Here is an 11425-nt window from a genome sequence, read left to right as displayed (position 1 = left end):
ATTTCATTTGTCAAGTCCGATCAGGTGTGCAGGATTGATCCGCACCATAAGATCAATATCTCTTTGTGGAATTTCTGCCCCGGACAGCTCCCGGATGCACTGCCGCATTCCGTCAATCGGATTCGGATTGCCCTGCTGACCGAGATCGGTCGAAATAAAGCTGCGTTCCGGAATTGTCCGTACATAAGTCAGAAACTCCTCGTGACTTTGCCGTTCGAATTGCGGATTCCCGCTTCCCGGCCCCCAGAGACGCGGCAGATAGCAATACTCCACAAACGCACCGAGATCGACCGCCTGCCGAATCTGGTCGTGCGTCAGCTTCCAGATCAGCGAATTGACGTGGGTGACGACAAATTTCTTCACTCCGATCTCCTTTGCCTTCCGTGCCAGAATCAGGCTTTCCTGCGGCGAACTGTGTCCAGATGCAAAGATGATGTCCGCTTCGGCGCAGAGTTCCATCACCCGGACGACCTCTGGAAGAACGTTTCCCTGAGGATCGAGAACCGGAATGCCCGGCCCCGGGAGTTTGTCGCACCGGTGCTGATAGGCGGCGGAGAGCGTCGGCATCCAGATGCAGCGACAGAGTGAGCCGGTGGTTTTGATCGCCTGTTCCGCGGCAAAGACGTTGACCTTGTCGCCATGAACGCGGTTCATGCAGAGACTTCCGAACACCTCGAATTCCGGCAGAGCCTGCCGGATCAGATAAGCGCGGTCGTGACAGCTCCAGTCGTTGGATTTGTACATCAGCGCCCGGTATCCGGCCACTTTCGCCTGACGGGCGAGCGTCAGCTCGTCGATACAACGGGCCCGGGTGTCCGGCAGACAATGAATGTGAATGTCACAGACTCCGGCAAGCAGAGGGTCGGCGGAACTTTCCTGCCGGACTTCCATTTCATCCCGGACGGGAGCCCTGGCCGCCCCGCCGACCAGCATTACCCCTCCAGCGACGCCGAGCGTCTTGATGAAATCGCGTCGGTTCATGGTTACACGCTCTTCCCCAGCAGATACGCCTGTTCCGGAAATTTTGTATGATTGACCGCGCCGACCGGCCAGACACCGGGAGCAATCACCTGTCCGGCATCGCTCCAGCCGAGATAATCCAGCAGGATCTCGTAATGATCGGTGATTGCTTTTTCCTTGCGTTTGTTGTTGTCGGCATAAGTCATCAGCAGAGCGGCCTTTTTCGGCACATGGATCGAGCCGTTGATCGCGTAGAAGCGGTCGATCACCGCCTTGATCTGCGCAGAAATGCCGAAGTAATACATCGGCGTGGCGAAGACCACCATCCCCGCGTCAAGGATATGTTTCCGGACAAATTCAAAATCATCCTTGAACACACATTCGCCGTTCATGCCGCATTGGTTGCAACCAATGCAGGGATGAACCTCCTTGAACGCGGCATCGAAGCGGACGACGTTGTGCCCCGCCTCCTCCGCGCCACGGATGAAATGTTCCGCAAGCGTGCTGGAATTTCCATTTTTCCGGGGACTTCCCGTAATGACCAGAATTTTCATTTTTCCACCTTTCGAGTTTGCCGAGGCATGTACCAGCGTTCCGCCAAGAATGGCGCTTCCGGCGATAACTGCCGTTGCCGTCAATGATGTTTTCAGAAATTCGCGTCTGTTCATGGAGTTACTTCATTCTCATTTCCGGGACGAGCGGATTCTGATCGAGCAGATCCAGCTGTTTGACCATTTTCAACGTTTTCTGCTTGTACTTTTGAAAATGCGGCGTTTGAATATGGTGCTCATAGGCGGCGCGGTCCGCGTAGATCTCCAGAATCGTGATCCGTTCCGGATGCGCCTTCTCCTGCATCGAATACATCATATAGACACCCGGCTCTTTCGCCATGGATTCGCGCCCGCATTCGGTCACGAGAGCGAGATATTCCGGAAGCTGTGCGGGATCGACTTCGATCCGCGAGATCCGCACGATGCTCTCCGGCGCAATGAGGTTTTTCATTTGAGTCTCCTTTCCTGCCAGGAATTCCGTTGCGAGACGCACGCCTTCCTGATACGCGTTTTCCATCCCCGGATAGGTCATGAACGCGTGAATCGTTCCGGGAAGCGTCCGGTGCGTCACCGGAACACCGTTCTTTTTCAGGAGTTCCGCAAACGCCCTGCCCTGATCGTGCAACACGTCGCACTCCGCCGCGACGATCAACGTTTCGGGATAGTGTACGAACTCTTCTGCCAGCAGGGGAGAGACCGCAGGATCCTCCGCGAGAGCACCAGGCGCATACGATTCGTTGAACGCCTCCATCAAGGCTCCGTCCAGCCCGAACCCCACTCCGTATTTCCGCCACGATTCCGAACGGTCGTTCTTTGCAAGCACGACCGGATAGTAGAGGATCACTCCCGCAATGGCGGAACGCTCCTTTCCTGCGGCGGAGGCTGCGAGATTGCCGCCCGCGCTGTCGCCGGCAAGATAAATCCGCCGGTATCCGCGCTCCCGGAGCAGCCGGACTGCCGCAAGCACATCCTCCAGCGCCGCCGGAGCGCGATGCTCCGGCGCAAGGCGATAGTCGAGCGTCGCCACATCCAGCCCGGAATCCTTCGCGAGATCGCCGCAGAAACGGGCGCTCCCCTCCAATCCTCCGAGCGTCCACCCGCCACCGTGGAGATACAGCACGACCGCCTTCCCCGGTTCGCTTCCGGGATAATAGAAGCGGATTCTCCGATCCCCGACCCGGGTGTTTTCCACCCGGACTCCGGCAGGCGGAGCCGCATCCTGAAGCATGCCCGCCCGAACTTTCTTCAGTGCCTCAACATTGCCGTTGAGAGCATCGCGAACCGCCTGCGCAGTCTCTTCCTGCACTCCGGCCGGACGTGCGGCAAGGAAGTCCATCGACTCCTTTGAAAACTCCTCCGCCACAAGGAGAAACGCACCAAACGCCGTCAGCAGGAGCAGAGAAATTTTCTCAAAGGTTCTCATGAGGAGCTCCTTTATTTCCGGATGGTTACGACCTCGTTGACCCACTTGTTCAGAGCATCTCCCGCATTTCGGATGCTTCCGCCGGAGAACGCGCCGCCCCTGCCGAACGCCGCTTTCGGACAAACCTTCCGCATATCCCGTTCACAGCGCGCCATTCCGCCGCCGCCATGCGTGACGAACGGAATCACCGTCTTGCCGCTGAAGTCATAGCCGGCGAGAAAGCTCCTCACCGGCGGCGCCATCGTGCTCCACCAGTTCGGCGTGCCGACGAAGATGACATCGTATTTCGCAAAATCCTCGACTTTCGTCGCAAGTTCGGGTTTGAACTCGTCGCGGCACTCCTGTTTCGCCTGATCGACGCACGCGCTGTAATCGGACGGATACGCCTTGGCGGGTTTGATTTCAAAGAGCGTCCCCCCGGTCAGCTTCTGAATCTGTTCCGCCGCAAAACGGGTGTTGCCGCTCCACGAGTAATAGGCGATCAGGATTTTGCCCGGTTCGGTTTCCACCTTCTGCGCCGCAACGTTCTCCGCCGAACAGCCGCCGGCTCCGAAGAAGGAAGCCGCCATCATCAATGCCATCGTTCTCTTTTTCATGATTTACCTCCCGCAATTGGTTTGTTTTTCCTGTTTCAGATTGAATACGAGATAATCCAGACAATCGACTTTTTTCTGGGTTGCATGAACTTTCTCCAGCAACCCGCATCGCTGGCGTGCCAGCAGACGCAGCTCTTCCCGGAGCTTGCCGCTTTCATGCAGGGCGAGGATTTTCTCGATCAGAGGCGCTCTGCATCCGGCGTCCCTGAGATTGCGGATCAGAGAGAAATCCTTCTCTTCCTGCATAGGGTTCGAATCCAGCTTCATTTTCCCGAGGTCGCCCTGGCGTAATCCGCACCGGAGACCGGTTCGAGCCAGGTATTTTTGTTGGTTTCCGGATTGCACTCGATCGCGAGATGGGAAAACCACTGGTCGGGAGCCGCGCCGTGCCAGTGATCGACGTCCGGCGGAATCTCCACCACGTCTCCGGGCAGAAGTTTCCTCGCCTCTTTTCCTCGCTCCTGGTAGAAGCCGACGCCGCCGACCGCGATCAGGAGCTGTCCGCCCGTATGCCGGTGCCAGTTGTTGCGGCAGCCGGGTTCGAAAGTCACGTTCGAGACCGGAACATGGAGCCTCTCGTCTTTCGTCAGCGGCGCAAGATAGGACTTCCCGATGAAATATTTCGCATAGGCGGTATTCTCCTCGCCGCGCGGGAAGGCACTCAGGGAATTCCCCTTTACAACTTCGAGAATCCAGCTGATCTGTGCTTCCGTTACACCATTGTGTTTCCCGATGGCGATGTGGCTGGCAAGCTGGCTGTCTACGCCGTCCATCGCAGCGAGCGCGGCGATGGTGGCAAGTTCCCGGGTCCGCCAGTCGAGATTGTCCCGCCCGAAGATGTCTCCAAACAGATGCGCTTTCAAATACTCGTCGATCGCCGGAGCGAAGTCGAAGAGCGCCCCCTTGACCGGCGCGCCGCAGAGTTTCGTCTGGTTTGCCGTTCCGAAATCGATGCTCTTTCCCTCCGGCAACGGCCCCGGGAGTTTCCCCGCCGCATCCCGGATTCCTGCCGCTTCGCGCTCGCTCAGCAGTGTCATGAAGTTCCCAAGCGCATTCAAACTGCGGGGAAATCCGCAATACGCATAGAGCTGAACGAGCACTTCCTTGATCTCATTGACGGTCAATCCGGCGTCCAGACCGGCGGCCAGCGCCTTCCGGAGTTCCGGCATTTTTCCGCGCGCCGTGTGCATCGATATTTCGACGACTTTTTCTTCCTTTTCATTCAATGGTTTCATATTTTCCTTCGCCTCCAGTTGGTTGACAAAACAAAAGAGAGAAAACAACATTCCGAGCAAAAACAATTTCCGCATTCCTGACCTCGCTTTTTTCATTGGTTTTCCGTTTGAATCACCACCATGACGTCTCTGCTTTGACTTCCCGTGTCCGTTATTTATTATATTCGATTTTTCATCAATAACAAATACTTATTTATTATACCCGTTTATGCTTGACAGGCATTTGTTCCGATGCTATGTTGATTGGAGAGAACCGGGAGGCGTGCTTATGGAAATCAGGGTGTTGCGTTATTTTCTCGCGGTCGCGCGCGAGGGGACGATCGTCGGGGCGGCAAAATTCCTGCACGTGACCCAGCCAACGTTGTCGCGTCAGTTGCAGGATCTGGAAGAGGAACTCGGTCAGCAGCTTTTCATTCGCAGCAACCGCACCATCACTCTGACGCCGGAAGGACGTTTTTTGCGAAAACGCGCGGAAGAGATTCTGGAGATCGTCAACCGGACCGAAAATGATTTCAACGCGATGGGGGAGAACATCGGCGGCAGCGTCCACATCGGCGGAGGAGAGTCAAAAGCCATGCGCCTCATTGCCGATACGATCGGAGAATTGCAGAAAGAGTATCCCGATATCCGCTACAACCTTTACAGCGGCAATGCCGAGGATGTCATGGAGCGGCTCGACAAAGGCATTCTTGATTTCGGCATTCTGATTCAGCCGGTGGACATTTCCAAGTACGATTCCGTTGCGCTTCCCATTCGCGATGTCTGGGGAGTCGTCATGCGGAAAGATTCTCCGCTTGCGGAAAAAACGGCAATCACGCTTCGAGATCTTCGGAGCCTCCCGCTGATCTGTTCACGGATCAACATCCGGCAGAGCACAGTGAAAAACGCGTATGCCGAATGGTTTGGGAAAAGTTTTGAAAAGCTCAACATCGTTGCGACCTACAACCTCATTTACAATGCTGCGCTGCTGGTTGAAGCGAAGATCGGTTACGCGCTGGGGCTCGACGGACTGATCGACGCCGTAGGCAACCGCGCACTCTGCTTTCGTCCGCTGGAGCCGAAACTGGAGTCCGGATTGAACATCGTCTGGAAAAAGTATCAGGTCTTTTCCAAGGCGGCGGAACTCTTCCGGGATCGGCTTCTGGAACGTTTCTCCGAGCCGGAAGAGTGATGAGGTCCGACTTGGCAGTTGATTTTCGGAATCCGTGCGCTTATATAAAAGATACCCTAACACGAAAAACAACAGGGAGACAGAATCATGAAATCGCATCACGGGTTTCAGGTTCTTCGAGACAGAAAACCTAGGGTTGTTGCAACTGAAACTTCCGACCTCTACCCTGCAGGCTTTTTGATTATTGGATTGATAATGAATCTATTACAACATATTTTTTCGCAAGCGGAGAATCTCGTTTTTCAATTCCCAAAATCAAGAGGTCGGATCATTCTGTGTGTTTCCCCGACTTTTGCTTCTCCAATCGAAAAGCCTGCGACCTCTGCTCCCCGGAGAATTTGTCGGGAGATCATCGAAAACACAGAGGGAAATGTGAAAACAGTGGATTCTCTCCGGCGCTGCAAAAGGTCCAGTTCAGCCTCAAAATCAGCCCCAAAACGAAAAAACCGACCGGAAGTCCGGTCGGCGGAGAATCGAAAAAATGGTCGGGGTGGTGGGGATCGAACCCACGACTTTCTGCTCCCAAAGCAGACGCGCTGAGCCACTGCGCTACACCCCGCAATCTATGACAATTCCATACAATACTCCCAAAATCGAAATAGTCAAAGCTGAGATCACAGAATCATGACTTTTTCCCGGAAAAATCATTTGCAGAAACGAAGCGTCAACTCCAGAACCGGATGCACCCATAAAAGATAATCCGATACCTCGGAACGCTTGAGCTCCAACTCCGCTCCGGAATCCAGCAACATCGGCCGAAGCACGATGCGATCCGTTTCCGCTATGAACTCACGCAGCAGATAATGCCCATCCCGCATCCCAACCAGACTCAATCCACCAGAATCCGGAATTCTCCCACTCTCGATCATAATCAAACTCCCCGATGTCAATCCAGCCTGCTCAAACTCGGCCCCGACACGCAGCGCACATACCTCCTCCCCGCTGATCGTACCCAAATAACGTTCCGGGCTTTTCCGCAATAAATAATTCCGCATCGTTTCCAGAGGCGCGACATAGTCCGCAAGCAATTCAAGATCCCCCAGCGGAATCTCCCGCTTTCGCCCCGTTTCCACCTCATGCCGCTCCCGACTGACACGGTAACGGACGCCTCCGGACGACGAGCTGACCCCGCCTCCCAGCAAACGGGCATTGAACAACTCCGTGTAAAACTCATTCCGCATCACCGCGTCAAATTGAAGAAAAGTCGCAATCTTTTCCAACTGCTTCGGATTCAGCAAATATACCCCCTTCTTAACTTGTGATACCGCCGCCGGCGTTATCTGCAACAACCGGGCAAGCTCCCCCTGCTTTCTCCCCAGTTGCGACAACTGTCTCTCGATCGTCTCCCATCCATTCACATGTGCCTTCATTTTCTTCTCCTGAGCTTCCCTGCAGACAATATACATTAACTCCATCCTTAAATATACACCATTTTAATATATTTTTCACTTAATTTAGAAAAATATCTTGTTTTTTTATTTTTTAAAACATTGACATTAAGAAAACAGTTACATATATTTTAAGCACAACCTAACATGGTGAAGCGATCAGCCACACCAGATCAACAGGAAAAAGGAAAGGAGAAGGAATGGAGTGTTACGGGAAACGTTACAACAAACTGATCGAATGCCGAACCTGCAAATGGAAACGGCATTGCCGAACAGCGGCTGATCCTCCGCTGATGACCTTGAGCTCCCCGCCGGAAAAGCAAAATGAACAAATCCTGTCGCGCAGACGATTGCCATCCGAAAACCGAATGCGCAAAGCGGAACAGGATCGACGTTACTCCCGCGCCGATCTGCTGGAAGTCATCACATTCATGGCGGCTCTGGATATCCGTTCCCTCGCTCTGGTCACACAGAAGCTCGAATGTCCGGAACTGAACCTGAGCGAACTTGCCGAAACCCGCGGCGTATCCCGCCAGGCTCTCCACAAAATGGTCACCAGACGACTCCAGCAGATTCCGGAACTCGCAGCGGTGCTCACATATCGCAAACATAAAAACAAGCAGACCAACTGCCGTCAAACCACAACATTCATGGAGGAAGTATGTCGAATCCGCAGACAAACACAAGAGAATCGATCGAAAAAACCAAAGCTCGCCTCGAATTGCTTGAGGAGATTGAGATCCTCGAAACCGAGTTTGCTCTCATCACCAATGAGTATACTCAAAGGCGCCGCCATCTGGAACAAAGACTTGATGCCCTCGAACAACCTCAGGTGAGATAAATGAAAAACCGGGGGATTTACCACCTCCCCCGGTTTTTCTTCTCAAATCCCCTTATTCCACCGTCAGGCGCTTGACATACTCCAGATCGCCGCGACTGACCTCGTAACGAATCCCCGGTTCCGGACCGAACAAAATCGAATTGTCGTCCTCCTGAAACAGCGTCCCAACCTCAATGCGACCATCCCGGTATTTGATTTCGCAATTTGCGATCCACACCGTGATCGTCTTCGGACGCGTCAGCTTCCCCTTTTCCACCATCACCTTCACGGTCCGAACCTGAGGACGCGCGCGAGGATGTGAAACCGTCACGATATGTTCCCCCGGAGCCAGACCGCTGACCCGGATCGGTTTCGTAATCATGTTCGACTCCGGATTCTCCTCGGTTTTCCCGAGTTCCTTCCCGTCGAGCAGCACAGCCACTCCCGCCGGCCGGATATCAAGTTCCAATTCCCCCGTACTGGACAACAGCACAAGTTTGATCTCATCCTTGTAGCCGGAAGTGATCTCCACCTTGCGCGTAACCGGATCATAACCATCCTTTTCCGCCCTCACCTCGTAAACCGCGGCCGGCAGATCGGTCAGCACGCAGGGCGTCACTCCACGCTTCTTGCCATTGATGTACACTGCCGCTCCCTCCGGAACACTGCTGATTGATATTCCGCCCGGCAACGGCGCAAGCGGATATTCCATCTTGAAGTTCTCTCCTCGACTCAACGTCACGGTCTGTTCCAGCGGAGAGTATCCGGCAAGTTCAAACCGCAGCTTGTACTTCCCTTCGGTCAACTCCCCGCGGTACGGCGTTGTCCCGACTTCACGGCCATTGAGGTGCAATCGAGCCCCGGCCGGCCGGCTCAGAAACTCCACCTTCACCATGTTCGCATCCAGATCGATCATGACCCGTTTCGGACGGGCGCTGTCAACGGACCATTGAACCGCGCGCTCCGCATACCCCGGCATCCGCAGCTGTCCGCTGTACTCCCGGCCCGGCACAACCTTGTTGAGCACAATCGGCGTCGAACCAAGCACACGCCCGTCGACCACAAGCTGCGCTCCGAGCGGTTTCGTGGCGATCAGCACGGACGCGCTCTCCCGCTTCAGCTCAACCGGAATCTTCCGTTGTTCGCCCGCCTGCAGTTTGACGGTTTCCCACTTGCGCTCATAACCGGGCGCGTGATATTTGAACAGATAGGTTCCCCCGTTGAGCTTGAACGTCACCGGGGCCGCCCCGACCTTCTGGTCGTTCACGCTGAGCACCATGCCCTCCGGGCCGGTCACGGTCACAACCGCCTTTTCCGGCGCTTTCGAACAACCGATCAGAATCCCGGCCGCGGCAAACGCGCAAACGATCATCCGCATTCCCTTTTTCATCGTCTCTGCCCCCTGAGCCAGGTATCCAGTTTATACAGCCGTTCCCGTGCGATCTGATGTTCCCGGGAATCCTCGTCGGCAAGCTCCATCGTCTGAAGCAGAACATTGCGGATCCCGTCAAAATCCTGAACCTGCCCGAACCGCACCCGTTCGACCTCCAGATTATCGAGTTTCCGCGCCCGGAGCGATTCGGCTTCCTCAAGCCGTTTCCGCGCCCGGTCCCAGAGCGGCGGACGCGGCGAAAACTGCTCCAGCGCCCCGACCACAAGCCGATAGCGGCGGATCGCGTCACGCAGATTGCTCCCTCTCGCCTCCCGGTTGCCGTAGTAATCCTCCGCCTTGGCGAAATTCTGCTCGGCCTGGCTGCGAAGCTCCTCCGGAGTGAGAGAAATGGTCTGGAGTCCGTAATTTTCGGCAAGGTCGCTGACCATGCTCTCCAGCAGCCCGAAGCTGCTCGGCGTGTAGCTGCCGAGATAGGAGAGCTCCCGCACCCGGGTTCCGTCGGCAATCATCACGCGCCGCATCTGGCTTTCATCCGCGCCGGGCGACGGCGGCGTCGACACCTCATTCCAGATGCCGGAGCCGTTCACGCGACTGCGGAACACCTCCACGCTCTCCGGACTCATCTTCTCAGTCCGGCTCACGTGCCGCTGGGACTTGATGTCGTCAATCGTAAACTCCAGCCGCTCCTCTTCGAGCAGCAGCGTGAAACGAAATACGTTATCGCGCGAAATCACCTGCTTTTCGAAGAAAAGCGAAAACGGTCCGGCCACCTTTTGTGCAACCGCCTGACCGGGAGCCTTCTCCTTCGGTGACATCGCCAGAACCGCCGCGCTGATGCAGATCACCGCAAGCGCCGCGGTCAGCACATAGAAAAACACACCGGAAAAAAGCCGTTTTTTCTCTATATGCGGTTCGCCGTCTGTCCCGGATTTCTCCTTTTGCTTCTCCTTCATCTTCGGATCGAAGAGCTTGTCGGAACCAGACGCAAAGAGCGCCGAAAGATCTTCCAGTTTCGCTCCGCCCCTGCGGGTCGATGACGCGGGCGGCGGCTCGGGGATCGCGCTCTCCGCTGAAAACGCAGAAGTTTTACGCGTTTCGGGCGAAACCGCATCACCGTCGACCGGGTTGAACACCAGTTGCGGCGTCGTATCGCGGAATCCGCTGACCCGGATCATCTGATCGCCGAATTCGACCGAATCTCCTTCTTTGAGTTCCTGATCGCCGTCGATCTTCTGTCCGTTCACCTTGACGCCGTTCGTGCTGCCGAGATCCTTCACATGCCAGGCGCCGTTTCCGGAGCGACAGAGCTTCGCATGATACCGGGAGACTCCCGCGGCAGGAACCCGCAGAATGTTGTCATCCTCGCGGCCGACCGTGATCTCCGGCAGAGCGAACTCCAGTTCTTCGCCGCTCCTCGGACCGTTGACAAAAACTAATTTCATTCCTCTCTCCCGCCCGCTTCCCGCGGCAAGATGGTTGCATTTTCCGTCTTTAGAATAGCACGATTGCGCATTTTTTCAATCGTCTCAGGCGATAATGTCGAATTTAAATTCAGGTGTTGCCCCTTTTCCGTACCGCTCTCCTCCGCGGCTCCGGCGGGCAGTTCGACCACGGTCGAGGCCCCCCGGCAGGAAACGGCGAACCGCCACGGCTTCACCCGTGGGCAGACCTTCAGCACCTTCGAACCGGAATCGAGAAAAATCACATCGATCGGAATCGACATCCACATCGTATGGACCGCACCGCAGCGCGGGAAGACCATCGCATCGATTCCGTTCTCCGGATCGAACCGCCGCCCGATCATCCCGAACAGCCGCTGCCGCCACGAAAGCGCCCAGACCGGACGACGCGCCACATAGCGCAGTGAGTCGAGATTGAAGATCATCCT

Annotated in this window: 12 protein-coding genes and 1 tRNA gene; 2 read left to right on the top strand and 11 right to left on the bottom strand. The window is 55.6% G+C overall.

Annotation, left to right across the window (positions count from 1 at the left end; all coding sequences use genetic code 11):
* Positions 1–3 precede the first annotated feature (3 nt).
* The 6 genes from Q0K10_RS02300 to Q0K10_RS02275 all read right to left on the bottom strand — a co-directional run bounded on the left by Q0K10_RS02300 (position 4) and on the right by Q0K10_RS02275 (position 4765).
* On the bottom strand, positions 4–981 hold the full coding sequence (locus Q0K10_RS02300; RefSeq protein ID WP_294502609.1) for a DUF6282 family protein: 978 nt from the start codon (positions 979–981) through the stop codon (positions 4–6).
* A 2-nt stretch (positions 982–983) separates the two neighbouring features.
* Entirely contained in the window at positions 984–1514 is a 531-nt protein-coding gene (locus Q0K10_RS02295; protein WP_294502606.1) for a flavodoxin family protein, read from the bottom strand.
* 118 nt (positions 1515–1632) lie between these two features.
* Positions 1633–2934 carry an alpha/beta hydrolase fold domain-containing protein gene (locus Q0K10_RS02290; protein WP_294502604.1) on the bottom strand — a complete coding sequence of 434 codons (1302 nt, stop codon included), beginning with the start codon at positions 2932–2934 and terminating at the stop codon, positions 1633–1635.
* An 11-nt stretch (positions 2935–2945) separates the two neighbouring features.
* A complete protein-coding gene (locus Q0K10_RS02285) occupies positions 2946–3530 on the bottom strand; it encodes a flavodoxin (RefSeq protein ID WP_294502600.1) in 585 nt (194 codons plus the stop codon).
* Between the two features lie 3 nt (positions 3531–3533).
* The gene (locus Q0K10_RS02280; RefSeq protein WP_294502598.1) at positions 3534–3797 is read right to left on the bottom strand and encodes a hypothetical protein; all 264 of its coding nucleotides are present in this window, start codon (positions 3795–3797) and stop codon (positions 3534–3536) included.
* The gene (locus Q0K10_RS02275) at positions 3794–4765 is read right to left on the bottom strand and encodes a carboxymuconolactone decarboxylase family protein (RefSeq protein ID WP_294502596.1); all 972 of its coding nucleotides are present in this window, start codon (positions 4763–4765) and stop codon (positions 3794–3796) included. Before Q0K10_RS02275 ends, Q0K10_RS02280 begins: the two co-directional genes overlap by 4 nt.
* 268 nt (positions 4766–5033) lie before the next feature.
* Between Q0K10_RS02275 and Q0K10_RS02270 the strand changes: the two genes are divergently transcribed.
* Positions 5034–5936 carry a LysR family transcriptional regulator gene (locus Q0K10_RS02270; RefSeq protein ID WP_294502593.1) on the top strand — a complete coding sequence of 301 codons (903 nt, stop codon included), beginning with the start codon at positions 5034–5036 and terminating at the stop codon, positions 5934–5936.
* A 482-nt stretch (positions 5937–6418) separates the two neighbouring features.
* Here the strand turns inward: Q0K10_RS02270 and Q0K10_RS02265 are convergent.
* Positions 6419–6495 (bottom strand) — tRNA-Pro (locus tag Q0K10_RS02265).
* A gap of 85 nt (positions 6496–6580) precedes the next feature.
* The gene (locus Q0K10_RS02260; protein ID WP_294502591.1) at positions 6581–7306 is read right to left on the bottom strand and encodes a helix-turn-helix transcriptional regulator; all 726 of its coding nucleotides are present in this window, start codon (positions 7304–7306) and stop codon (positions 6581–6583) included.
* Between the two features lie 386 nt (positions 7307–7692).
* Between Q0K10_RS02260 and Q0K10_RS02255 the strand changes: the two genes are divergently transcribed.
* Positions 7693–8160 (top strand): hypothetical protein, encoded by a 468-nt coding sequence (locus tag Q0K10_RS02255; protein ID WP_294502588.1) that lies wholly within the window; start codon positions 7693–7695, stop codon positions 8158–8160.
* Between the two features lie 57 nt (positions 8161–8217).
* On the opposite strand, the gene Q0K10_RS02250 is transcribed toward Q0K10_RS02255, so the two are convergent.
* Genes Q0K10_RS02250 through Q0K10_RS02240 form a run of 3 tightly spaced genes read right to left on the bottom strand, consistent with a single transcriptional unit; the run spans position 8218 to position 11422 of the window.
* Positions 8218–9534, bottom strand: a complete 1317-nt coding sequence (locus tag Q0K10_RS02250) for a PEGA domain-containing protein (RefSeq protein WP_294502586.1) — start codon at positions 9532–9534, stop codon at positions 8218–8220.
* Positions 9531–10979 carry an FHA domain-containing protein gene (locus Q0K10_RS02245; protein WP_294502583.1) on the bottom strand — a complete coding sequence of 483 codons (1449 nt, stop codon included), beginning with the start codon at positions 10977–10979 and terminating at the stop codon, positions 9531–9533. Before Q0K10_RS02245 ends, Q0K10_RS02250 begins: the two co-directional genes overlap by 4 nt.
* Positions 10976–11422: a DUF192 domain-containing protein gene (locus Q0K10_RS02240; RefSeq protein WP_294502580.1), complete on the bottom strand. Its 447-nt coding sequence runs from the start codon at positions 11420–11422 to the stop codon at positions 10976–10978. The genes Q0K10_RS02245 and Q0K10_RS02240 overlap by 4 nt, the downstream gene beginning before the upstream one ends.
* Positions 11423–11425: the final 3 nt, after the last annotated feature.

The sequence above is a fragment of the uncultured Victivallis sp. genome, from assembly GCF_944391105.1.
GTDB lineage: Bacteria > Verrucomicrobiota > Lentisphaeria > Victivallales > Victivallaceae > Victivallis.
Note: the sequence above shows the minus strand (reverse complement) of the source record. Positions and strands in the feature narration are given on the sequence as shown.